We start from the raw sequence: 23,702 nt of genomic DNA, 5'->3' as shown, positions 1-23,702 counted from the left end.
AAATTCGCCCCCTCGGGGGGCAGCGACCCGCACAGCGGTGGAGCGTGGGGGTCATAGTCACATTTTGAAATGTTCGCCCAGGTACACGCGGCGGACATCGGGGTTGTTCACGATGTCCGACGGTGTGCCCTGCGCCAGCACATGCCCGTCGCTGATGATGTAAGCGTGGTCGCAAATGCCCAGGGTTTCGCGCACGTTGTGGTCGGTGATCAGCACCCCGATGCCACGGGCCTTCAGGAAGTTGATGATGCGCTGGATCTCGATCACCGCAATCGGGTCGATACCGGCAAACGGCTCATCCAGCAGGATGAAGCGCGGGCGCGTCGCCAAGGCGCGGGCAATCTCCACCCGGCGCCGCTCGCCCCCCGAAAGCGCCAGGGACGGCGACTCGCGCAGGTGCTCCACGCGCAGCTCCTGCAACAAATCGGTGAGGCGGCGCTCGATTTCGTCAGGCTTAAGCGGTGCGCCGGCGTCGTCGCGCTGCAGCTCCAGCACCGCGCGCACGTTGTCTTCCACATTGAGCTTGCGGAAGATGGACGCCTCCTGCGGCAGGTAGCCCAGCCCAAGGCGCGCACGGCGGTGGATGGGCATGTGCTCAATGCTCTGGCCGTCGATGGTGATGTCACCCGCGCTGGCGCGCAGCAAGCCCACGATCATGTAGAACGACGTCGTTTTGCCCGCCCCGTTGGGGCCCAGCAAACCCACGACCTCGCCGGTGCGCACCGCCAGCGACACGTCTTTCACGACCTGGCGCTTGCCGTAGTACTTCTGCAGGTGGTGCGCCTCCAGCCGCCCGGCGGAGGTGTCCGGGGTCTCCGTTGGCATATCGCTCACTGGCCCGCTTTCTCAGCCTGGGGGCTCATTTTGAGCGCGGCACCGGGTGCGGGCGTGGCGTTGGCAGCCACCGGCTCCGGCTTGGGCGTCAGCATGGCCCGGACGCGGCCGGCCGGTGCGGTCGCGGTTTTGGGCGCGCCATCCACCGTGAAGCGGTCGGTCAGGTTTTCGTAGAGGATGACCGCGCCCGTGGTCTCGTCCGCCAAGGTGGCACCACGCAAGCGGCGCATTTGGGCTTTTTTGATGAAGCGCACCGTATCGGCCTTGCCGTCGTACTCAATGGTGTCGCCTTCGCCCTCGATGTATTCGTCCAGGTTGTCCCGCTTCTGGCGGAAAAAGGCTTGCTGACCGGGCGCACCGGTCACCAGACCGAATTGGTAGCCCTCGGGGTCCTGGCGCACCTCGATTTGCGCTCCCCGGATCAGGATGGTGCCTTTGGTGAGCACCACATTGCCGGTAAAGATGCTGACCTGCTTGACGTCGTCGTAGCGCAGCGCATCCGACTCGACATTCATGGGTTTGTTGCGGTCGGCTTTTTCAGCCCGCACGCCTCCGGCGACGCCAGCCAAGGCCAGCAATACCGACAGGGAGAAAAGTATTTTTTTCATAAGGGCACGAAACTTGCTCTAAAAGCGCTCGGTGCATTGTACCGAGCGCTTGGTGTTGAATGCCCTTGCGCTGCTCAACCGTTGGCGTTAATTTGGCGGATCAGGGCTTGCAGCACTTCGGCCGCACGGTCGTTCTCCACCTGGCAGGTGCCGGCATTGGCATGGCCACCGCCGCCGTAGGCCAGCATCAGCTCACCAATATTGGTTTTAGAGCTGCGGTTGGTGATGGACTTGCCGGTGGCAAACACCGTGTTCTGCTTTTGCAGACCCCACAGCACGTGGATGGAGATATTGGTCTGCGGGAACAGCGCATAGACCATGAAACGGTTGACCGCGTAAATGGTGTCTTCGTTGCGCAGGTCCAGCACCAGCAAGTTGCCATGCACGGTGGAGCAGCGCAGCAATTGCTCCTTGGCTTTTTCAGCGTGCTCAAAGTACAGCTCTACGCGCTCCACCACGTCGGGCAGTTGCAGGATTTCATCAATGCCGTGGTTGCGGCAGTACTGGATCAAATCCATCATCAACTGGTAATTGCTGACGCGGAACTCGCGGAAGCGGCCCAGGCCGGTGCGTGAATCCATCAGATAGTTCAGCAGCACCCAGCCGGTGGGGTTCATGATTTCGTCATGGCTGAAGCGGGCCGAATCGCCCTTATCCACGGCGTCCATCATGTCGTTGAAGCGTGCCGGGAAGCGGCTGGCACCACCGTAGTGGTCAAACACCACGCGGGCAGCAGAGTCGGCATGGGGCAGGATGATGTGGTTGGCGCGCTCGCCGGTGTTGCGCACCGTCTCTGACTCGTGGTGGTCAAACGCGAGGTGCACGCCGGGCACATAGGGCAGGTTGGTGGTGATGTCGCGGTCGGACACCTCCACCTTGCCGTCTTGCATGTCTTTGGGGTGAACGAACTTGATCTCGTCGATCAAATCCAGCTCATTGAGCAGCACGGCGCAGACGAGGCCATCAAAATCGCTGCGGGTGACCAGACGGAACTTCTGACTCGACATAGAACGAACCCCTTGACGCAAAGATAAGGAAATTCATTCTAGCCCCGCCGTTTTGCGCCCGCGGGGCTCGCGGGCACTATCGCGACCGGCTTATGCGCGGCCGCCGCGCACGTCGGCGATCAGCGACTCCACCACCTGCAATGCACGCTGCATGTTGCCGGCCATGGAGCCGTCAGTGTAGAAGCGGCCGGCTACGCCCAGTGCGGGCACGCCTTCCACCTTGTAGGCGTTTTGCAGTTGGGCCGCTTTGCTGGCCTTGGTGGCTACGGTGAAAGAGTTGTACTGCGCCACAAACTTGTCTTTGTCCACGCCCTGCTGCGCCACCCACTCCACGATGCCTTCGGGCTTCGCGAGGTTTTGCTTCTCCGCATGGATGGCAGCAAACACTTTGGCGTGCAATTTCTCAACCAGGCCCATGGCTTCCAAGGTGTAGTAGAGGCGCTGCTGCGGCACAAAGCTCTCTTGAAAAGCGACGGGCGCACGGCGGAACGACACATCCTTGGGCAGCGATTTGATCCAGCCCTGCAGGGTGGGCTCAAACGCGTTGCAGTGCGGGCAGTTGTACCAAAAGAACTCCACTACTTCGATCTTGCCGGCGGCCGCCTCGGTAGGCGCACGCGGGTCCAAAGGCAGGTAGTCGGTGCCGGCTTGCGGCTTTTTGGCCTGGGCGTGGGCCAGGGGGCTCCAGGCCGCAGAGGCGGCCAACGCAGCACCAGTAGCCACCTGGGTGAATGCACGACGTTTCATATCCATAAGACTCCTAAGTTCGGGGGTGGGACTGGCTGCAGCCCCAAAAGTTCCAGTAGCAGGGCGGATGCGCTTCAGCGCTGCACCCGCACCAAGGCGGTTTCCAGGCCGGACTTGTCCAGCTTGTCTTTGGCTTTGTCGGCGTCTTCTTTTTTGTCAAACGGGCCGACACGTACCCGGAACACCGGCTTACCCGACAGCTCGCGCTCGGAGATTTTGGTTTCTATGCCGCTCAGCGAGAGTTTGGCGCGCTGGCTCTCGGCGTCTTCGGCGGTGCGAAAGGAACCGACCTGCACCCAGTAAGAGAACACATCACCATCCGGGCCACCCGCTTTCGCCTTGGCCAGATCGCCCAAGGGGTCTGCAGAGGCTTTGCCATCGGCCTTGGCCGCTTTAGTGTCTGCCTTTGCATCGGCTTTGGGATCTGTCTTCGCGTCAGGCTTGGCGTCCGCCTTCACCTCGGGTTTGGCATCGGCTTTGGTGTCCACTTTGCCACTGGCCTTGGCACCGGACGCGGAGCCCGCAGGCACCGAGGCAATCGGCGCTGCCGGGGCCGGGTTCTTGCCATACAGCAAGGCATTCGGGTCCCAGTTTTTGTTTTTCTGGGCTTCGGCGGCGTCCTGATCGGCGCTGCGGCTCTGGCTCTTGTTCATGAAAGGCACCGGCACTTTGGTGACGTAAATCGCCACCGCCAGGGCCGCACTCAAGCCTACCACCACGCCTACGATGAACCCGACCAGGGTTCCGCCACGTTCAAACTTCATGCCTTGCTCTCTTTTGAGGGAATTACATTTTTTGCGGAGCGCTCACGCCCAGCACTGCCAAGCCATTGTGCAGCACCTGCGCCGTGGCCGCGACCAGCGCCAGACGCGCCAGTTTGACGGCTTCGTCATCCACCAGAATGCGCTCGGCATCGTAGTAGCTGTGGTAGCTGGCCGCCAGTTCGCGCAGGTAGAAGGTCACGTCGTGCGGGGCTTCGCCCTCGGTAGCGGCCGTCAACATTTCGGGGAACTTGGCCAGAAGCAACATGAGCGACTGCGCCTGCGGGCTCTCCAACGCAGACAAGTCCACGCCTCGGAGTGCCGCCACATCGCCACCCCAGCTCGCCAACACCGAGCAGATGCGCGCGTGGGCGTACTGCACGTAGTAAACGGGGTTGTCATTGTTCTTCTGCACGGCCAAGTCCACATCGAAGGTGTACTCGGTATCGGGCTTGCGGCTCAGCAGGAAGAAACGCACGGCGTCCTTGCTGGTCCACTCGATCAGGTCGCGCAACGTCACATAGCTGCCGGCGCGTTTGCTGATCTTGACCTCTTCACCCCCACGCACCACGCGCACCATGGTGTGCAGCACGTAGTCGGGGTAGCCCTGGGGAATGCCCACATCGGCCGCCTGCAAGCCAGCGCGCACGCGGGCGATGGTGCCGTGGTGGTCGGTGCCCTGGATATTGACCACTTTGCTGAAACCACGCTCCCACTTGGCAATGTGGTAGGCCACATCGGGCACGAAGTAGGTGTACGTGCCGTCCTGCTTGCGCATGACGCGGTCTTTGTCGTCGCCATAGTCGGTGCTCTTGAGCCACAGCGCACCATCCTGCTCGTAGGTCTTGCCGTTGGCAACCAGCTTGTTCACCGCAGCATCTACACGGCCACTGGTGTAGAGGCTGGATTCCAGGTAGTACTGGTCGAAGTGCAGGTTAAAGGCTTGCAGATCTTTATCTTGCTCGTTGCGCAGGTAGGCCACCGCGAACTGGCGGATGTTGTCGTAGTCGTCCACATCGCCATTGGCAGTGAACTCGCGGTCATCGGCCTTGATGGAAGCCTTGGCCTTGAAGGCCTCGGCAATGTCGGCAATGTAGTCGCCGTTGTAGAAGTTTTTGGCCAGCGGGTTGTCGCTGTCGGTGGGCCAGCAGTCGTCGCCGGGCTTGAAGCCCTTGGCGCGCAGTTGCGTGCTCTTGGTAAGCGTGTCGATCTGCACGCCTGCATCGTTGTAATAAAACTCGCGGTGCACCTTGTAGCCCTGGGTGGCAAACAGGTTGCAAATGGCATCCCCCAGCGCGGCCTGGCGGCCGTGACCCACGTGCAAGGGGCCGGTGGGGTTGGCTGATACAAACTCCACCAACACCGGCTTGCCGCTCTCTGCCTGGTAGCCAAAGCGCGCGCCTTGGCCCAGCACCTCGCGCACCACTTCCTGCTTGGCGGCAGGCTTGAGGCGGATGTTGATAAAGCCGGGGCCGGCGATTTCAATGTCCTGCACCCACTGCTGGTACACGGGTGTGGCGAGCAATTCGGTACGCAGGGTCTCGGCCAACTGGCGCGGATTCATCTTCAGCGGCTTGGCCAACTGCATGGCGGCCGTGGTGGCGAAGTCGCCATGCGCGGCCACTTTGGGAGATTCAAACGCCGCCTTGGGGCCGGCGCCGGGGGAAAGTGTTTCGAGGCAGGCGGCCAGCGCCTGCAGAAGATCGTGTTTGACGGTAAGCATCTGCGGATTTTACGGGCCACGGAAAACACGCATTTGTGTGACTTTGTCAGCGCGAGCCGTCACAGGGGCGTTGTATGCTGATGTTCCCTCCCCCGGGGGATTTCTGCAACGGCAGCGCGTCTGCCAACTTCACTAGACAGGACTACACATGAAACACTTGATTTCTTTCTTGGCCTTGGGTTTGGCACTGGCCGTGGGCGGCGCGCACGCTGCGGACGAAAAGGCACCCACCGCCCAGCAAAACAAAATGAAAACCTGTAACGCCGACGCCAAGACCAAAGAGATGAAGGGCGACGAGCGCAAAAAATTCATGAGCGAATGCCTGAGCGCTAAAGCCGAAGCCCCCGCAGACGGCAAAACCGCCCAGCAAAGCAAGATGAAAACCTGCAACGCCGACGCCAAGACCAAAGAGCTCAAGGGCGACGAGCGTAAAAAGTTCATGAGCGAGTGCCTGAGCGCCAAATAAGCGCCCAAAGCACCCCGCAAACGACCCGGCCCTTGGCCGGGTTTTTTTATGGCCCCACCGCCAGTACCACGCCCACAAACACCGCAAATCCCACCCAATGATTGAGGCGGAAGGCCTTGAAGCAGCCTTCGCGGGTGCGGTCTTTGATCAAGGTCCCGTGCCACACTACTTGGGCCGCTGCCACCGCCATCCCCAGCCACCAAGCCCACGAGTTTAGCGCAGCGGGCAGCACCAGCCCCGTCCAAATAAGCAGGTAGAGCACATAAAACGCCAGCACCGCTGGCACGTCGTACCGGCCCAGGGTGATGGCGGAGGTTTTCATGCCGATGCGCAGGTCGTCGTCCCGGTCCACCATGGCGTACTCGGTGTCGTAAGCCAGCACCCAGAACAGGTTGCCGACCAACAACGCCCACGCCTGCCACGGAATATCGGCCCGCACGGCGGCATACGCCATGGGAATGCCAAAGCTGAACGCCACCCCCAACACCGCCTGCGGCATGGACACATAGCGCTTGGCATACGGGTACACCAGCGCCACGGCGAGCGCAGCAAACGACCAGGCGATGGTGACGCTGTTGGTAGTGAGCACTAACCCAAAGGCCGCCAGGGCCAGCACCGCCCCCACCAGCAGCGCCTCGCGGGTGGAGATGCGCCCGCTGGTCACCGGCCGCTGGGCGGTGCGCTTGACGTGCTTGTCAAACTCGCGGTCGGCCACGTCGTTGACGCAGCAACCGGCACTGCGCATGAGGATAGTGCCCACGGTAAACACCACGATCAGATGCCAGCCCGGAAAGCCCCCCGCCGCCAGCCACAGCGCCGACAGGCTGGGCCACAAGAGCAAGAGCCAACCGGCAGGCCGGTTCCAGCGGATCAGATCCAAATACAGGCGGAGTTTGGTGGAGAACACAGAAGACATATTGCTATGAAATAAATAGCTGCTCGCGCAATCTATACGGGCGCTAGCGGCACTTTTGACTCATAAATTACGAGAGCCGGGCCACACCCGGCAACTCGCAGCTGTAAATGGCGTTGCGCAGCGCGGCAATCGCCTCGTACCGGGTGAAGCTACGGCGCCAAGCCAGCACCACGCGGCGGGTGGGCGGGGGCAGGCTGCTGCCATCCGCCTTGGTGTCCTGAACCGGCAGGTATTTCACAAAACTCTCTTCCGCGCCCCGCTTTTTGGGCTCCAGCGCCTCTTTGGGCACGCTCAGGCGCGGCACCAGGGTGATGCCCATGCCGGCGGCCACCATGTGTTTGATGGTTTCCAGCGACGAACCCTCAAAGCTCTTGCGGATGCCCTCGGCATCGCTGGAGAAGCGGGCGAACTCGGGGCACACCTCCAGCACATGGTCGCGGAAGCAGTGGCCGTTGCCGAGCAGCAGCATGGTTTCGCTTTTGAGTTGCTGCGCGGTCACAAACTCCAGGCTGGCCAGCGCATGGCCGGAGGGAACCGCGGCGTAAAAAGGCTCGTCGTACAGCGGTGCCAGCGCCAGGCCGGTATCCGGAAAAGGCTCGGCCAGGATGGCGCAGTCGATCTCGCCGGTGCGCAGCATTTCCAGCAGCTTGACGGTGAAGTTCTCCTGCAACACCAGCGGCATTTGCGGGCTCTTGGTAATTACCTGGCGCACCAGCGCGGGCAGCAAGTAGGGGGCGATGGTGTAGATCACGCCCAGCTTGATGGGGCCGGCCAGCGGGTCCTTGCCGCGCTTGGCAATGTCCTTGATGTTGGCCGCCTGCTCCAGCACGCTTTGCGCCTGGCGCACGATTTCCTCGCCCAGCGGGGTCACTGCCACCTCGTTGGCACTGCGCTCGAAGAGCTTGACGTCCAGCTCCTCTTCGAGCTTTTTCACCGCCACCGACAGGGTGGGCTGCGAGACAAAGCAGGCATCTGCCGCCTTGCCAAAGTGGCGCTCGCGGGCCACGGCGACGATGTATTTGAGTTCGGTGAGCGTCATCTAGAGCCTCCTTGTTTATCAACCATGATGCCACGGTCGATAGCGTGAATCAATGAGCCACGTCAGCGCGCGTGGCCTTTGGGCTCAATGATGACCAGGGCAATGCCGCACACCAGCAACCCCGCGCCCAGCCAGAACGCGGTATCGGGCTGCTCGGCAAAAAATAGGGCGCCCAGCGCCGGGCTGAACAGCAGCAGCGAGAAGCTGCCCGCCTCCACCGCCGAGGCATCACCCGCCCGGTAGGCAAAAAAGTACCCCAGATAAATGCCCGAGGCCGCCACCGCTACCACCGGCAGCAAGGGCCACAGATTGGCGGGCACCACCGGCAACGCAAAGCCCGACAGCGCGCCGAAGGTGCACCAACACGCCACCTGGCTCCAGGTGAGCACCGCAATCGGGTGCTCGGTACCCGAGTACTTTTTAAGTACCACGCCCAGCGACGCCTCCATCAGCGCCCCGAACAAGGCCACCAGCGCGGCGGGCTGAAACGCCTCGGCACCGGGCTGCAAAATCACCAACACGCCCCCAAAGCCCACCCCCACGCCACTCCAGCGCAACCAGTGCGGCCGCTCGCCCAGCAGCAGCACGCCCAAGGGCAACATGAAGAGCGAGCCCGCCATCAGCAAAGCGCTGGCATCCGCCAGCGGCAGGTGCGACACCGCATACGCGGCACACCAGGCCGAGGTCACGATGAAACAGGCCCTCAGCAGGTGCAGCCAAGGCCGCCGGCTATGCAGCACCCGCCCCCGTGTGGCCAGCCACACCGGCGCCCACAAGGCCAGCACCACAGAGGCCTGCAAAAACAAGACCTGCTGGGGCGCCAGGCCTTGCGCCATGAGTTGCTTGTTGCAGGCATCGAGCACCGACCAGCACCCCATGGCGAGCATCACCAACAGCACGCCACGGGTGTTGCCATGCAACCCACGCCAACGGGATACCCATGCGAACCCCATGCGCTCAGACGGCCGGCAAAGTAGCGCTGCGCAAGCTGTCCCGCAAGATTTCGAGCCGCTCCTTCCAGGCGCGGCGCACCTCCGGCGGCATGCCTTTGAGGATTTGGAAGGACAGCGTGTCCCCACTGCCCTCGACGTCATGCACCGTGACTTCCAACTCGCCCCCCAGCGAGGTGACAACGGCGCCCCGCAAGGTGGTGTGCGCCGTGCGCCGGTTGGAGTGCAGGGTGATGCGGCCGGTCGCGTCCAGGTCCACAAACCATTCGATGCCGCCCTTGCCATCCAGGCCGATTTCACTGCTGCCACCGGTGAAGCCGGCGGTTTTGCGCCAGAGGGCGACTTGTTCGTCCGGCGTCATGGCGGCGACTTTGCCTTTGATCTTGGCGGCTTCGCGCTTTGCGGCGGCCTCTTCGGCCTCTCGCTGCGCCGCGGCTTCTGCTTCCTGCTTTGCCGCACGCTGCTGCTCCAACCGCTCCACCCACACCTGAATCTGCTTGGCAAAGGTGGCAAACGGCTCCGCCACCTTGGCGGGCACATGGTCCAAGCGCAGTGCGGCCTGCTCTTCGGTGCCATTAAAGGCAATGCTGTACGAGCCGGTGGGCACCTGGGCGTCCTGCCCCGGCTTGGGGTTGGCCGCCACCCGCACCATGCGGCTGGCTTCGATGCGCAGGCCTAGGGCGTCAAAGGTCACGTCTAGGGCGCCGGATTTGTCCAGGGCCGGCTGGTCGCCGTGGGCCTGCTGGCTGTAGTGCGCGTGGCGGGCCTTCACGCGGACCTTGCCGGTCTTGCGCATCATGTCCACACTCCAGCCGTGGGCCTGAAAGCGGTGGCCGCTGGGGGTTTTGAGCACAGCGGTGCGCGTCCAGTAGGCCTGCAGCTCGGCGTACAAATACATCGCGACCGCCGCTACAAAAAGCAAGCCCAGGCTCCACCACAACCAATCCATGTGTCCGTTCATGCGGTGATGTTAATCGGCAGGGCGGCTTACCGGCAGCCTTGTGTTTCCACCAAGGTGGTGCAAGGCACAAAGCGTTCACGGATGCGCTTGTAGCTGCCATCGGCCAGCATCGCGTTGAGCGCCTTGTCCAACCCCGCCACGAACTCCGGGGTGTTGGTGCGTTTGCTCAAGGCGTATTGGCCGGGCTCATCCGACGTCACCACTTTGGTACGTACCACGGCCTTGCTCAGGCCCAAGCTCTCCAGCTCACCCCAAGCGGTCACTTCATCGGCAATCAGCCCATCCAGTCGACCCATTTGCAGCATGCCCCAGGCGTTGCGCCGCACCGTCAGCGGCTGGGTGCGGGCGACAAAGTCGGGGTTCTTGATCAGCTCGTCGTACTCCGCTCCGTAGGCGACGCCGACTTGTATGCCCAAGCGAAATTCCGTGCCCACCATGTCTGCGAGCTTGTTGAATTTGTAGCGCTGGTTGGCCGCCGCGCTCATGAACAGCACATTGGGCGAGCGGTTCACTGGGCGGGAGAAATAGGCGAAGCGTTCGCGCTCCACCGTTTTGCGGGCTCCGGGCAGGATGTCGAGTTGCCCGCCTTCCAGCTCCGCCAAGCCGCGCGCCCAGGGCAACTCCATCCACTGCACGGTGCAATCCATGCGGCGCATCGCGTCCCGCAGCAGCTCCACATAGAGTCCGGTGGGCTGCCCATCTGCACCCCGGTAGGAGTACACCCCGTCTTCAAACCAGCGCGCCGTTTTGACACACGCGGCCTGGGCCACCGACAACCCCATCCACAAGCACACACACAGTCGTACACGCCAGATCCTGGTCATTTGCACTCCCTTGTTAGTTCACGCCTTGAGATATTCTGCCCGCCCGCCCAGCCAGCGCGCCACATGCTTGGCTGCCAGGTGGGGGTAGGTGTCCAGCAGCATGGGGGCCTCGGCCTTGGCCCACTCCAGCAGCTCGGTATCGGTTTGCAAGTCCGCAAAGCGCAGCATGGCCTCGCCGCTTTGGCGGGCCCCCAGAAATTCACCGGGGCCGCGAATCTCGAGGTCGCGCCGGGCGATCTCAAACCCGTCGTTGGTCTCGGCCATGGCCTTGAGGCGCTCCCGAGCCGCTTCGCCCAAGCGCGGGGCATCGCCCGTGGAATACAGCAGCACGCAGGCGGAAGCTGCCGCGCCCCGCCCCACCCGCCCGCGCAGCTGGTGCAGCTGGCTGAGGCCAAAGCGCTCGGCATGCTCAATCACCATCAGCGAGGCGTTGGGCACATCCACGCCCACTTCAATCACGGTGGTGCTCACCAGCACCGACATCAGCCCGGCCGTGAAGGCGCCCATGACCGCCTTTTTGTCATCCACATGCATGCGCGAGTGCAGCAGCCCGATCAGCACCGGCTGGCCATCGGCCCGGGTAGCGCCTTGCAGCGCCTCGGCCAGATCGGCGTGGGTCTGGGTGGCGTTGGTCAGGTCCAGCGCCTCGCTTTCTTCAATCAGCGGACATACCCAGTACACCTGCCGGCCTTGACTGATCTGGGCACGGATGCGCTCAATCACCTCGTCGCGCCGCGCATCGTTCACCACCTTGGTAACGATGGGGGTGCGCCCGGGGGGCAGCTCGTCCAGGGTGGAGACATCCAGGTCCGCGTAGTAGCTCATGGCCAGCGTTCTGGGTATTGGCGTCGCCGTCATCATGAGTAAATGAGGCTCCATGTCCTCGTGGTGCAGCTTGTTGCGCAAGGCCAGGCGCTGCGCCACACCGAAGCGGTGCTGCTCGTCGATGATGGCCAGGGCCAGGTTTTTGAACTTCACCTTGTCCTGGATGATGGCATGGGTGCCCACCACCAACTGGGCCTCACCACTCTCAATCAAGGCCAGCATGGCGCGACGCTCTTTGGCCTTTTGGGTGCCGGTGAGCCAGGCAGTAGTGATGCCCAAGGGCTCCAGCCAGCCCAGCAATTTGCGGAAATGCTGCTCGGCCAATATCTCGGTAGGTGCCATCAGCGCGCACTGCCAGCCCGCATCCATGCAAATGGCGGCGGCCAATGCCGCCACCACGGTTTTGCCGGCACCCACATCGCCTTGCAGCAAGCGGTGCATGGGAATGCGGCGCGCCATGTCTTTGGCAATTTCGGCCCCGACGCGCTGCTGCGCATTCGTGAGGCCAAAGGGCAGCGCCGCCAGCAAGCGGGCGTGCAGGGTGCCGCCCTCCACCGCTTTGAGTTGCGGGGCCTTGAGCGCCGCCCGCTCGCGCCGGCTTTGCAGCTGGCTCAGTTGCTGGGCCAACAGCTCCTCGGCCTTGAGCCGCTGCCAAGCCGGGTGGGTGTGGTCCATCAACGTATCGAGCGACACATCGGGCGTGGGGTGGTGCAAAAACTGTAGCGCGTCGCGCAGCGTCCACAAGGGCTGGCGGCCGTTTTCGTGCCGAATGATGTCCAGATCACCCGGCGCGAAGGTGTCGCTCAAATCCGCCCGCACCAGGCCCGAGAGCACCGCTTTGCGCAGATAGGCCTGGGGCAGCCCGGCCACCGTGGGGTAGACCGGTGTGAGCGCGGTGGGCAAGTCGCCACCCGCTGCTTTGAAGCTGGGGTGCAGCATGGTGCGGCCCAGAAAACCGCCTTTGACCTCGCCACGCACCCGCACCTTGTTGCCCACGGCCAGGGCTTTTTGCTGAGAACCGTAAAAGCTGAAGAAGCGCAGGGTGCAAGTGTCGGTGCCGTCGTCCACCGTCACGATGAGTTGGCGGCGTGGCCGGTAGGTGACCTCCTGGTGCGTCACCGTGGCTTCAATCTGCACCGGGTGGCTGTTGTCGCGCACCTCGGCCAGTTTGACGATGCGGGTCTCGTCTTCATAGCGCAGCGGCAGGTGCAAGGCCAAATCGATGTCCCGGCGCAAGCCCAGCTTTTCGAGGGCTTTGGCTGCGGCGGATGCCTTCTCGCTCAAAGGTGCTTTGGCTGGCGTTTTTTTTGAAGCCTTCATCAATAGTGATACCGACAGGCAATGATGATCAAATTTTCACCGTCTGCCCGATATACGAGGCGATGCTCTTGGTCAATCCGACGCGACCAAAAACCCGACAGGTTTTCCCGCAAGGGCTCGGGTTTTCCGATACCGTCAAATGGGTGGCGTAAGCACTCTTGAATCAGCTGATTGATACGCCGCAGCGTTTTTTTGTCTTGCCCCTGCCACCACTCGTAGTCGGCCCACGCGGCAATCGTCCAGGTCAACTTCACAAGGCGAGGCTCAGACATCCGCCAAGCCCTGCTCCAACACTTGTCCCTGACGGTACTGTGCAATGGAGTTGGCTAAGTGCGCAGCATTGGCCGGCGACCTTAATAAATGCACCGTTTCCATCAAGCTATTGAAGCTCTCCAGCGACATCACCACGGCGTCCGGTGCATCACGGCGGGCGATCACGGTGTAGTCGGCGTCTTCGGTAACTTGGTCTATGACCGCTTTGAGGCTGTTACGGGCATCTGAAAAATTGACGACTCGCATGGCTAGAGACTTGTGCTGTAAATTGTGCAAGTCTAAAGAGTTTGCATCGACAACTCAAGCCTCTTGCTCCCGGAATGCTCGGATTCGCTTAAACAACTCAAACACATCCATCCCCAACGCAACAGCGATCACCTCCATGGCATTGAGCGTGGGATTTGCGCGCCCGGTTTCAATCCGGCTGAGGTACGTCTGGTAGAAGCCGCAGCGCTCACTGAACGTCACCTGCGTCCACCCCTGCTCCTGCCGCAAGGCTCGCACGCACGCGCCGAAAGATTGAGCCAGAGACGTTTCCACGCTCGGCACTTTCTATGCTTTGCCTTAATTCACATACACACTAATTCGTATATATTCAACGCACGTTGGATGCGTTTTAAGAGTCGCGCCTTGGCCGCAGAGCTGGCCGTCTCTTCTCTATTCGGGCCTCACGATGGCACGAGCACACAAACCCTTTTTCAAACATTTCATGAAAACCAGCTTTACATCTGTTGTCGCACTTGCAGCGACTCTCCTTGCACATTCCGCCATGGCGCAGGACGCTGCGCCTGCCAAGGGCTATCTCGGCGTCGAATATGGTGCCGTCAAGTTCAAAGACCAAACGTCCGTGGCGAGTGCACTCGTCAGCGCAGTAGGCGGGTCCGCTAGCAGCGTCCAAGACACTGGTATCAGCGTAGGGCGATTCTTCGGCGGAATCAATCTCACAGAAAACGTAGGCGCCGAGCTGGGCTACGTCATGTCGGGCACCGCCAATGCCACCTTTTCTGGCGTGAGCCGTACGTCCGTTGCCTACTCCGGCAGTGCCTCGCAAAAAATCAGTGGCTTCGACTACTCCGCACTTATTCGCCCCAATGTGTCGACAGGTTTCAACGGTGTTTTCGTGCGAGTCGGTGGACACTCCATGAGCATACAAACCGACGTAAGTATCGTTACAGGAAGCTCCTCCGGCGTGAGCAACTCAACCACCAGTGGCACCGGCAGTCTGATCGGGCTTGGTTATGACGGGAAAATCAATGACAAACTGGATTTCCGCATTGCCTACACAAGCTACAACAACGTTGCGGGCATCAGTGGCAACGACAGCAATTTGTGGACCATTGGCCTCATCGGCAAGTTCTGACACATCCAGACCCGTTACCAAGCTGGGCATCGACTCCTTGAAATGAGCTCCAGATAGTAGTGGGCGGCAAATGCCGCCCACTACACTGTGGTGTTTGCCTGCACGCGCAGGCCCACCACCAGAGGAAGCCCCATGAAGAAACTGATTGCACCCTTGGCCATCGCGGCCACCTTGCTGGGCAGCTTTGCCAGCGCTCCCGCCCACGCCCAAAACGCGGCCTATCCGAGCAAGTCCATCCGCTTGGTGATTCCCTTCCCGCCCGGTGGCGGCACCGACATCCTGTCGCGCCTGGTGGCCAACAAGCTCACGGAGAACTTCCAGTGGACCGTGGTGCCCGACAACAAGGCGGGTGCCGGCGGCACCATCGGCATTGCCGAAGCCATCAAGGCTGCGCCCACAGGGTATGACATGGTCATGGGCCAGAAAGACAACTTGGTCGTGGCCCCTTGGCTGTACGGCAACCTGCCCTGGGACCCGACCAAAGACCTCGTACCCGTAGCCCACGTGGCCTATACACCGGTGGTGATCGCCACCGCCGCCAACTCCAGGTTCAAGACACTCGCCGATGTGGTGGCGGCGGCCAAAGCTGCGCCGGACACCATCACCTACGGCTCCCCCGGCAACGGCACCACCATCCACCTGGCGGGCCATTTGTTTGAAAAAGCCGCCAAGGTCGACATCCGCCACATTCCCTACAAGGGCTCCAACCCGGCCTTGATGGACGCGTTGGCCGGCAATGTGGATTTGCTGGTGTCGTCGGTGCCCTCGGCCATCGCCCAGATCAAGGCCGGCAAACTGCGTGCATTGGCCGTGACCTCTGCCGCCCGCAGCACCTCGCTGCCCGACGTGCCCACCGTGGCCGAGTCCGGCTACAAAGACTTTGACGTCAGCACCTGGTACGGCCTCTTCATGCCTGCCGGCACTCCCGCCAACGTGGTCACTTTGGTAAACAGCAAGGTCAACGAACTGCTGGCCAAGCCCGAGTTCAAAGAGGCCATCCATGCCCAGGGTGCAGAGCCCCAGGCCATGAAGCCCGAGCAATTCGGCAACCTACTCAAAACCGACTACGCCAAGTGGAAAGGCATCGTGCAGGCTTCCGGCGCCAAGGTCGAATAAACCTTATCACCCGGACGCATGCCGCGTCATCAGGGAGGCTGGGATAATCCAGCCTCCCTTTTTTATTTCTTTTCCTTGGAACGGGCCTGTCCGGCCCTCAAGCACCATGCCCCACCCGCATCCCGACGCAGGCCGCGTCTTCACCCTCAGCGACTTCGACTTTGAACTCCCCGAAGCGCTGATTGCCCAACACCCCGCTGCAGAACGCAGCGGATCCCGCCTGCTGGATGGCACGGGTGACACCTCGGTAGACCGCATCTTCAAAGACCTGCCCGGCCTGCTGCGTGCAGGTGACTTGCTGGTGTTCAACGACACCAAGGTCATCAACGCCCGCCTCTTCGGTGAAAAAACCACCGGCGGCAAGGTGGAGCTGCTGATCGAGCGGGTGCTGGGCGGCAACCAAGTGGCGGCCCACATGCGGGTGAGCAAAAAACCGGAGGTCGGAGCCACCATCAAAATGACCTGTGCCCCCGGCCAGGAAGACGGCCTCTGCGCCACCCTGCTGGGCCGCTGGCCGAATGTGGACGGCCCCATCTACCGCTTTGTACTCAGTAACGACAAAGGCGATGACCCCTACACCCTGATGGAGCGCCACGGCCATGTGCCCCTGCCCCCCTACATCACCCACAGCGACTCGCCCGAAGACGTGCAGCGCTACCAGACGGTGTTTGCCAAGAACCCCGGCGCAGTAGCCGCCCCGACTGCCGCCTTGCACTTTGACGAAGGCGTATTCGCCCAGCTCGATGCCATGGGCGTGCAGCGCGCGCACGTGACGCTGCATGTGGGTGCAGGCACCTTCCAGCCCGTCAAAACCGAGAACCTGGCCGAGCACCAGATGCACAGCGAGTGGTACCAGGTGCCGCCTGAAACCCAAGAGGCCATTGCCGCCTGCAAGGCGCGCGGCGGCCGCATCGTGGCGGTCGGCACGACCAGCGTGCGCACCCTGGAGAGCTGGGCCAAAACCGGTATTGCGAGCGGCGACACCAATATTTTCATCACGCCCGGTTTTGCGTTCCAACTGGTTGATGTGCTGGTGACAAACTTCCACCTGCCCAAGAGCAGCCTGATGATGCTGGTCAGCGCCTTCACTGGCTACGACCATGTGATGAGTCTCTACCGCGAGGCGATTGCACGGGGCTACCGCTTCTTCAGCTATGGCGACTCGATGCTGCTGACGCGCCGCCGTTAATCTCCCCTGAACACTGACACGAGCACCACCATGTTGAAATTTGACCTACTGAACAACGACCCCGCCAGCGCCGATGGCAGCTACCTCGGCAGCCACGCCCGGCGCGGGCGCCTCACGCTGAACCACGGCGTGGTCGAAACCCCCATCTTCATGCCCGTGGGCACCTATGGCACCGTCAAGGGCGTGATGCCGCGCAGCCTGCACGACATGAATGCCCAGATCATTCTGGGCAACACCTTCCACCTGTGGATGCGCCCCGGCCTGGACGTGGTGCAAAAGTTCGGCGGCCTGCACCAGTTCGAAAAGTGGGACAAACCCATCCTCACCGACTCCGGCGGCTTCCAGGTCTGGAGCCTGGGCGAAATGCGCAAGATTTCCGAAGAAGGCGTGAAGTTCGCTTCTCCTGTGAACGGCGACAAGCTGTTCCTGACGCCCGAGATCAGCATGCAGATCCAGACCACGCTGAACTCCGACATCGTGATGCAGTTCGACGAGTGCACCCCCTACCTGTCGGTGGAGACCAAGACCAAAGGCCAGATCACCACCGAGCGCGAAGCCCGCAGCTCCATGGAACTGAGCTTGCGCTGGGCCAAGCGCTGCCAGGACGAATTTGCCCGGCTGAACAACCCCAACGCGCTCTTCGGCATCGTACAGGGCGGCATGTTTGAGCACCTGCGCGACGAGTCGCTGGCGGGCCTGGAAGCGCTGGACTTCCCCGGCATCGCCGTGGGCGGCTTGTCGGTGGGCGAACCCAAGGAAGACATGATGCGCGTCCTGAAGCACATCGGCCCCAAGCTGCCCAAGCACAAGCCCCACTACCTGATGGGCGTGGGCACGCCAGAAGACCTGATTGCCGGCGTGCAAAACGGCATTGACATGTTCGACTGCGTGATGCCCACCCGCAATGCACGCAACGGCACCCTGTTCAGCCGCTATGGCGACCTGAAAATCCGCAACGCCCGCCACAAGAGCGACGAGCAGCCGCTGGACGTGACCTGCACCTGCTACGCCTGCGCGGGCTCCAGTGGTGTGAGTTGGGCTAACGGCGGGCGCGAAGGCTTCAGCCGTGCCTACCTGCACCACCTGGACCGTTGCGGCGAGATGCTGGGCCCCATGCTGGCCAGCGTACACAACCTGCACTACTACCTGAACCTGATGCAGGAAGTGCGCGATGCGCTGGACGCCGGCCGCTTTGGCGCGTTCGTGCAGCAGTTCCACACCGACCGGGCGCGCGGCGTCTAAGCAGGCCAACCCGCCACACGGCACTTGCAAATAACAACGGGGCCTGAGGCCCCGTTGTTATTTGCTACCAAATCTATAGCTACTTGCGCATACCCACCGTGCGCTAGAGCCCGATTTGACTTAAAGCTTGAACACCGCCACCACCTGCACCAAGTCGTTGGCCTGGCTCTTCAAGCTGCCGGCCGCCGCTGCCATCTCTTCCACCAAAGCCGCGTTCTGCTGCGTGGTCTGGTCCATGGAAGTCACCGCTTCACCGACTTGAGAGACCCCTGCACTTTGTTCTGAACTGGCGGCGCTGATTTCTCCCATGATGTCGGTGACTCTGCGGATGCTGCTGACCACTTCGGTCATGGTTTCACCGGCTTTGTCGACCAAGCTACTACCCTGCTCCACCCGCTCCACGCTGGCGTTGATCAGGGTTTTGATTTCTTTGGCGGCTTCGGCAGAGCGTCCTGCCAAGCTACGGACTTCGGAGGCTACGACGGCAAAGCCTCGTCCCTGTTCACCCGCCCGTGCGGCTTCTACTGCTGCATTCAGGGCCAGGATGTTGGTTTGAAAGGCAATTCCATCAATCACGCTGATGATGTCAGCAATCTTGCGGCTGGATTCGTTGATGCCTTTCATGGTTTCCACCACCTGACCCACCACTTCGCCGCCCTGGATAGCGACGGTCGATGCACTCATGGCCAGTTGGTTGGCTTGGCGGGCGTTGTCCGCGTTTTGCTTCACCGTCGCCCCCAGCTCTTCCATGCTGGCGGCGGTTTCTTCCAGGGCGCTGGCTTGTTGTTCGGTGCGGGCCGAGAGGTCGTTGTTGCCTTGGGCGATTTCGGCGCTGGCGGTGGCAACGCCTTCGGAGCCTTCGCGCACTTGGGCCACCACATGCTGCAGCCGGGCTTGCATCTGCTCCAAGCTGCCCAGCAAGCGGCCCAGCTCATCACTGCCTTTGACCAAGCTGCGCTGGCGCAAGTCGCCTTCGGCAATCCGGTGGGCTAAGTCCATGGCTTCGCGCACCGGGTGGATCACGCTGCGGGGAATCACCCACATCAGCAGCAAGCCGACCACCACGCTCACCAGCAGAGCGGCCAGCGTGGCCAGCTCCACCGATGTCACCATGTCTTTCACCTTCAAGGCGGCCGCCGCAGTGCCGTCCAAATTGAATTTCAAGATTTTTTCCATCGCGTCGTAGGTCTGGCGAAACGCCTGGGGCGCTTTGTCAGCAAAGTCCTTGCGCGCCAAAATGAGCATTTCTTCGGCTCCTTGCGCCGCGCCCACCGCGTCCAAGCCCACATCGATGGTTTTGAAATACGCATCCCGCTTGGCCTGGTAATCGGCAAACAAGGCCTTCTCGGCATCGGCCTGGGGATCGCCGGCTTCGTAGGTCAGCAGGGTGGCGGCATACACCTCGGTGGCTTTGCGCAGGGCGTCGTTCAGGCCAGCGACCCGCTTGGCAAAGGAGGCCGCATCCTCCAGGTCCCGCCCGCCAATGCGGTCGCTGACCAGCAGATAGTGGTCTGCGAGGTAGCCCTTCATATTGCCGAGGTTTTCAATCGCCGGAATCCAGGAGGTCGCCACCTCCCCCGACTCGAACTTGACCGACAGATTGCGGTACAGCGAATTGGCGGCGCTCACAATCGCGAGCGCCAGAATCACCGCCAAGCCGACGGTGATGCGTGCGCGGATGCCGAGGGGCTTGAAGTTCATCGTGTCTCCATCCGCGAACGGTTGGTTTAAAAGGTTTCCCAGTCGTCATCGCCACCGGCCGACTTGGCGCTGCTAGCCGGTTTGGCTGCGGCCAACTGAGGCGCGGGCTGGAAGGCTGCCGGCTGCGCGGCCGGCTTGCTGGCAGTCGCTAGGGCTGGCTTGGCTTTGGGGGCCAAGGCAGGGCGGTTCAGCACCGGCGGTGCCGGGCGCGCGGTTGCGGGCGCACGGTAGGTGCTGACACTGCTGCTGCGGCCATCGGCCAACTTGAATACCGAAACCACCTGCACCAAGTCCCCAGCCTGCGACTTGAGCGCGCTGGCGGCGGCGGCCATTTCTTCCACCAGGGCCGCGTTTTGCTGGGTGGCCTGGTCCATTTGCTGCACGGCTTCGCCCACCTGGGCCACGCCGGCACTTTGCTCATTGCTGGCCGCGCTGATCTCGCCCATGATGTCCGTCACCCGGCGGATGCTGCTGACCACTTCACTCATGGTGCTGCCCGCCTTGTCCACCAAAGCCGTGCCCTGCTCCACCCGCTCCACGCTGGCGTTGATAAGGCTCTTGATTTCCTTGGCCGCCTCGGCGCTGCGGCCTGCCAGCGAACGCACTTCCGATGCCACCACCGCAAAGCCGCGGCCTTGCTCACCAGCGCGGGCGGCTTCCACCGCCGCATTCAGCGCCAGGATGTTGGTTTGGAAGGCAATGCCGTCAATCACGCTGATGATGTCGCTGATCTTGCGGCTGGACTCGTTGATGCCCTTCATGGTTTCCACCACTTCGCTCACCACCTCGCCGCCCTGCACCGCTACGCTGGAGGCGTTGACGGCGAGCTGGTTGGCCTGTTTGGCGTTGTCGGCGTTCTGGCGCACGGCGGAGTTCAGCTCCTCCATGCTGGCGGCGGTTTCTTCCAGGGCGCTGGCTTGTTGCTCGGTGCGGGCGCTCAGGTCGTTATTGCCTTGGGCGATTTCGGCACTGGCGTTGGCCACGCTGTCGGAGCCGGATCGCACCTGGCTCACCACCCGCACCAGGCTGTCTTGCATGCCTTGCATGGCATGCAGCAGTTGACCCACTTCGTCCTGGCTGGTGCTGTCGATGCTGCCGGTCAGGTCACCGGCGGCCACATTGGTGGCAACGGCCAACGCTTCATTCAACGGCTTGGTGATGGAGCGCGCCAACGCAGTGCCAATGACCACCGCCAACAGCACGGCCAAGGCCACGGTTCCCAACATGATGGTGCGCCCGGTGGAGTAGGCAGACTGAGCAACCTCCCGCGCGGCCGTGGCACCGTTGTGATTCAGCTCCACCAATTTTTTAAGGGTTGCACCGGAGCTATCGAACAGGGCTTTGGAATCAGTTTCCAGCAACGTCTTGGCCAATTCGTTGTCATTGCGGCGAGAGGCCTCAATCATTTTTTGGTGCACCGCTAAGTACTGAGCCCGTTCTGCAGCGAAGGTGTCGTAGAGCTTTTGCTCTTCCGGGCTGCTGATGAGCGCCTCGTACCGCTTGCGCATGGCCTCGATTTCGAGCTTCTTGGCGTCTATCAATTTTTCGATACCCGCCATCTGGGCTTCGTCGGTATTGAGAACGTGGCGAAATTCGTACACCCGGTAGAACTTGATTGCCGCGTCAATTTGGTTCACCACCTCCACACTTGGGAGCCAGTTTTCGGTGATCTCGGTGGTTGCCGCATTGAGCTTGCTTTGCGCAGTTAAGCCCACCCCCACGACGACGAGCATCAACACGATCAACAAGCCCGCCGCCATGTACAACCGGGTACCGATTTTTAAGTTTCCCATGTGTGTCTCCTGAAAATTGCGCACTTATGCATTACAACAAACGAATTTTACACAAAATAATGATTTTGTGTTTTATTTAACAAAAACGGTCAGTATTCCGGTGTATCCATAGAGTTGCGCCCCAGCAATCTCTCCATCGGCAAAAAAACCCACCAGCGGCACATCGCCCAAAGCGCGCCGCACAATCTGCATTTCGGCACTGGGCACACCAAAATGAGGCCCCCCGCGCCCGGAGCAACTCACATAGATGGCTCCGGCGATCTGACGGGCCGGGTGGGGAGCCGCCTGCGCCTCGTCTGCGTGCATGGCGGCCGCCAATTCCAGGCTCATTTCCTGCGGCTCCAGCGCCTCCCGGATTTCGGCGCCTATGCGCATCACATCCATGCGAGCGGCCTCCCGGTCGCGTCGGCACAGGGCAAACTGGGCCCCTACCTGCACCTGCTCGGACACCGCAATGCCACGACGCCCTGGGTCCAAGCCAATGATGTGGCGCACCGTCACCTCGCTCCCCAGATTGCCGGTGCGGCGCACCATGCCCGTGGGCTCGGCGCTGTCGGCCGGGGCCAAGGCCACCAAGGTTGCGCGCACCGCCTCCAGGGCATGCTCCGGCTGGTCCAGTGAAATCTGCAAGTCCGCCAGCAACACGTCCAAGGCCGGCTCTCCATCGAGCGACACCACGAGGTTGCGGTCCGCCCCGGTAATCCGCCGGGCCGGGGACACGGGGCTGCAGCCCTGGGTCACGCGGGAAATAACGGCCACCTCTTCCGAAAACGCCACGCCACTCAGGCCCCCACTGAACACGCCGCTGGCGCCGCCATGGCCGCTCAGGTTGCCATCAGCCGCCACGGCAAATTGCACACTGCGTGTGCGGCTGCTGCTCAAGCCCCCGAACACATACCCGGCGCTGGTGCGCCCGGCCATCTCATACACCAGCTCGCCGAGGTCAAACGTGCTGCCGTCGGCATGCACCAGGGCCGTGTGGGCCTCAAACCCCAGCCCCAATGGCGCCACGCCAGAAAACACGCGGTACTGGTCAGCGGGAATGTCTAACAGCATGACGGCCAACGCGGGCTCATCGAAATACTCCACGTTGTTGGCGGCAATGCCAATACCCACCGTGCCGGACCAGTCGGTGACCAGGGGCAGCTCGCCACTCAGATGCTCCAGAATGGCGTCGGCATGGGCGGCATAGTGGTCGGTGATGTAGAGCAGCGCCAGCGTGGGGCTGTTGGCGTACTGCGGCAAAGCCATTTGCCCACGCAACTGCGCCAGCACCAGTGCGGCCGCCATGGGCCACTGCGGGTGGGTGGCATGGGCGTAGGGAAACAGGTGCATGGCAGGGTGAGCGTGGGCAGCCGGTCAGCGGCCGCCGGTTTTTTTGGCAGCGGCCTTGCGCGGCGCGGCACGTTTGGTGACCGCTTTTTTGGTCGCAGCCGTGGCAGTTTTGATGGCTTCTTTGGCCAAGCCGGTAGCCATGTTTTTGGTGATGTCCACCGCCGTTTTGGTGGTGGCTTCTTTCAGGGCGGTAGCCGCAATGTTTTGGAACTGCTGGGTCAACGAGCCCCAGAGCTGCAGGGGGTCCACCATCGGGGTGGCCGGCTTGTCGGCAGCTGCCGCCGATGGGGCGGCGGGTTTAGCGGGGGCCTTGGCCTCTGCCGGCGCCTCGGTTTTGGCGGCCACTGCGTCGCTGAACGACTTGGCGGTGGTCGCCGCCGCCTCGGTCGCCTTGAGCTTGAGGGCGTTGGCCATGTCGCCCAAGTTGAAATTCATGCCCTTGAGGGTGGCCAGCGTCATTTTCTGCACCTCCAGCGCCTGGATGGTGGCGGCCAGCGCGCGAGAGTTCTGCTCCAGCCAGAAGTGCACGTTTTTGAGCTCTTCGATGCGCTTATCCAGCTCCTCCACATTGAGCGTGGGCGCCACCCAGTTGCCCAGGTTGGGCATCTGGGGGATGCTGGTGCTCGCGCCCTTGGCCAGGTTTTGGAGAAAGTCGAAACCGGGAACGAATTTGCCGAAACCGGTGCTGTCTGAATCGCTCATAAGTGCTCCA

Annotated in this window: 24 protein-coding genes; 5 read left to right on the top strand and 19 right to left on the bottom strand. The window is 62.1% G+C overall.

What is annotated here, in order from left to right:
• Positions 1-57: 57 nt before the first annotated feature.
• The 6 genes from lptB to argS form a co-directional block, all read right to left on the bottom strand.
• Positions 58-825, bottom strand: a complete 768-nt coding sequence (lptB, locus tag FDM28_RS05660; protein WP_138513851.1) for an LPS export ABC transporter ATP-binding protein — start codon at positions 823-825, stop codon at positions 58-60.
• Positions 826-830: 5 nt separating this feature from the next.
• The gene (gene lptA / locus FDM28_RS05655) at positions 831-1,442 is read right to left on the bottom strand and encodes a lipopolysaccharide transport periplasmic protein LptA (protein ID WP_138513849.1); all 612 of its coding nucleotides are present in this window, start codon (positions 1,440-1,442) and stop codon (positions 831-833) included.
• Positions 1,443-1,516: 74 nt separating this feature from the next.
• Positions 1,517-2,449 carry a DHH family phosphoesterase gene (locus tag FDM28_RS05650; RefSeq protein WP_138513847.1) on the bottom strand — a complete coding sequence of 311 codons (933 nt, stop codon included), beginning with the start codon at positions 2,447-2,449 and terminating at the stop codon, positions 1,517-1,519.
• Positions 2,450-2,539: 90 nt separating this feature from the next.
• Positions 2,540-3,196, bottom strand: a complete 657-nt coding sequence (locus tag FDM28_RS05645; protein WP_138513845.1) for a thiol:disulfide interchange protein DsbA/DsbL — start codon at positions 3,194-3,196, stop codon at positions 2,540-2,542.
• A 74-nt stretch (positions 3,197-3,270) separates the two neighbouring features.
• Positions 3,271-3,960, bottom strand: coding sequence for an SPOR domain-containing protein (locus FDM28_RS05640; RefSeq protein ID WP_138513843.1), 690 nt, complete (start codon positions 3,958-3,960; stop codon positions 3,271-3,273).
• A gap of 22 nt (positions 3,961-3,982) precedes the next feature.
• Positions 3,983-5,680, bottom strand: a complete 1,698-nt coding sequence (argS, locus tag FDM28_RS05635) for an arginine--tRNA ligase (RefSeq protein WP_138513841.1) — start codon at positions 5,678-5,680, stop codon at positions 3,983-3,985.
• Between the two features lie 148 nt (positions 5,681-5,828).
• Here argS and FDM28_RS05630 point away from each other — a divergent pair, with 148 nt between their 5' ends.
• Positions 5,829-6,146 carry a PsiF family protein gene (locus tag FDM28_RS05630; protein WP_138513839.1) on the top strand — a complete coding sequence of 106 codons (318 nt, stop codon included), beginning with the start codon at positions 5,829-5,831 and terminating at the stop codon, positions 6,144-6,146.
• 46 nt (positions 6,147-6,192) lie between these two features.
• Here the strand turns inward: FDM28_RS05630 and ubiA are convergent, their stop codons facing one another.
• The 9 genes from ubiA to FDM28_RS05590 form a co-directional block, all read right to left on the bottom strand.
• Positions 6,193-7,062 (bottom strand): 4-hydroxybenzoate octaprenyltransferase, encoded by an 870-nt coding sequence (ubiA, locus tag FDM28_RS05625; protein WP_138513837.1) that lies wholly within the window; start codon positions 7,060-7,062, stop codon positions 6,193-6,195.
• A 67-nt stretch (positions 7,063-7,129) separates the two neighbouring features.
• Positions 7,130-8,101 (bottom strand): LysR substrate-binding domain-containing protein, encoded by a 972-nt coding sequence (locus FDM28_RS05620; protein WP_138513836.1) that lies wholly within the window; start codon positions 8,099-8,101, stop codon positions 7,130-7,132.
• 62 nt (positions 8,102-8,163) lie between these two features.
• Positions 8,164-9,054 carry a DMT family transporter gene (locus tag FDM28_RS05615; protein ID WP_170211606.1) on the bottom strand — a complete coding sequence of 297 codons (891 nt, stop codon included), beginning with the start codon at positions 9,052-9,054 and terminating at the stop codon, positions 8,164-8,166.
• A 4-nt stretch (positions 9,055-9,058) separates the two neighbouring features.
• Positions 9,059-10,012 carry a hypothetical protein gene (locus FDM28_RS17610; protein WP_170211604.1) on the bottom strand — a complete coding sequence of 318 codons (954 nt, stop codon included), beginning with the start codon at positions 10,010-10,012 and terminating at the stop codon, positions 9,059-9,061.
• Between the two features lie 26 nt (positions 10,013-10,038).
• On the bottom strand, positions 10,039-10,836 hold the full coding sequence (locus FDM28_RS05610) for a substrate-binding periplasmic protein (RefSeq protein ID WP_138513832.1): 798 nt from the start codon (positions 10,834-10,836) through the stop codon (positions 10,039-10,041).
• Between the two features lie 18 nt (positions 10,837-10,854).
• Positions 10,855-12,981, bottom strand: a complete 2,127-nt coding sequence (recG, locus tag FDM28_RS05605; RefSeq protein ID WP_138513830.1) for an ATP-dependent DNA helicase RecG — start codon at positions 12,979-12,981, stop codon at positions 10,855-10,857.
• Complete coding sequence (locus FDM28_RS05600; protein WP_138513828.1) at positions 12,981-13,253, bottom strand: Txe/YoeB family addiction module toxin; 273 nt, start codon at positions 13,251-13,253, stop codon at positions 12,981-12,983. Before FDM28_RS05600 ends, recG begins: the two co-directional genes overlap by 1 nt.
• On the bottom strand, positions 13,246-13,500 hold the full coding sequence (locus tag FDM28_RS05595) for a type II toxin-antitoxin system Phd/YefM family antitoxin (protein WP_138513826.1): 255 nt from the start codon (positions 13,498-13,500) through the stop codon (positions 13,246-13,248). Before FDM28_RS05595 ends, FDM28_RS05600 begins: the two co-directional genes overlap by 8 nt.
• A gap of 54 nt (positions 13,501-13,554) precedes the next feature.
• Entirely contained in the window at positions 13,555-13,794 is a 240-nt protein-coding gene (locus FDM28_RS05590; protein WP_138513824.1) for a helix-turn-helix domain-containing protein, read from the bottom strand.
• Between the two features lie 169 nt (positions 13,795-13,963).
• Here FDM28_RS05590 and FDM28_RS05585 point away from each other — a divergent pair, with 169 nt between their 5' ends.
• The 4 genes from FDM28_RS05585 (at position 13,964) to tgt (ending at position 18,161) form a co-directional block, all read left to right on the top strand.
• The gene (locus FDM28_RS05585; protein WP_170211600.1) at positions 13,964-14,614 is read left to right on the top strand and encodes an outer membrane beta-barrel protein; all 651 of its coding nucleotides are present in this window, start codon (positions 13,964-13,966) and stop codon (positions 14,612-14,614) included.
• 132 nt (positions 14,615-14,746) lie between these two features.
• On the top strand, positions 14,747-15,730 hold the full coding sequence (locus FDM28_RS05580; RefSeq protein WP_138513820.1) for a Bug family tripartite tricarboxylate transporter substrate binding protein: 984 nt from the start codon (positions 14,747-14,749) through the stop codon (positions 15,728-15,730).
• 106 nt (positions 15,731-15,836) lie between these two features.
• On the top strand, positions 15,837-16,919 hold the full coding sequence (gene queA / locus FDM28_RS05575) for a tRNA preQ1(34) S-adenosylmethionine ribosyltransferase-isomerase QueA (protein WP_138513818.1): 1,083 nt from the start codon (positions 15,837-15,839) through the stop codon (positions 16,917-16,919).
• Positions 16,920-16,949: 30 nt separating this feature from the next.
• The gene (gene tgt, locus FDM28_RS05570) at positions 16,950-18,161 is read left to right on the top strand and encodes a tRNA guanosine(34) transglycosylase Tgt (protein ID WP_138513816.1); all 1,212 of its coding nucleotides are present in this window, start codon (positions 16,950-16,952) and stop codon (positions 18,159-18,161) included.
• Positions 18,162-18,281: 120 nt separating this feature from the next.
• Here the strand turns inward: tgt and FDM28_RS18095 are convergent, their stop codons facing one another.
• The 4 genes from FDM28_RS18095 to FDM28_RS05550 form a co-directional block, all read right to left on the bottom strand.
• A complete protein-coding gene (locus FDM28_RS18095) occupies positions 18,282-19,862 on the bottom strand; it encodes a methyl-accepting chemotaxis protein (protein WP_138513814.1) in 1,581 nt (526 codons plus the stop codon).
• Positions 19,863-19,888: 26 nt separating this feature from the next.
• Positions 19,889-21,655 (bottom strand): methyl-accepting chemotaxis protein, encoded by a 1,767-nt coding sequence (locus FDM28_RS05560; protein ID WP_138513812.1) that lies wholly within the window; start codon positions 21,653-21,655, stop codon positions 19,889-19,891.
• A gap of 72 nt (positions 21,656-21,727) precedes the next feature.
• Entirely contained in the window at positions 21,728-22,990 is a 1,263-nt protein-coding gene (locus FDM28_RS05555; protein WP_138513809.1) for an FIST signal transduction protein, read from the bottom strand.
• 24 nt (positions 22,991-23,014) lie between these two features.
• Positions 23,015-23,692, bottom strand: coding sequence for a PhaM family polyhydroxyalkanoate granule multifunctional regulatory protein (locus FDM28_RS05550; protein ID WP_138513807.1), 678 nt, complete (start codon positions 23,690-23,692; stop codon positions 23,015-23,017).
• Positions 23,693-23,702: the final 10 nt, after the last annotated feature.

Origin of the sequence: Rhodoferax bucti, assembly GCF_005876985.1 — a bacterium.
Lineage (GTDB): Bacteria > Pseudomonadota > Gammaproteobacteria > Burkholderiales > Burkholderiaceae_C > Allorhodoferax > Allorhodoferax bucti.
Note: the sequence above shows the minus strand (reverse complement) of the source record. Positions and strands in the feature narration are given on the sequence as shown.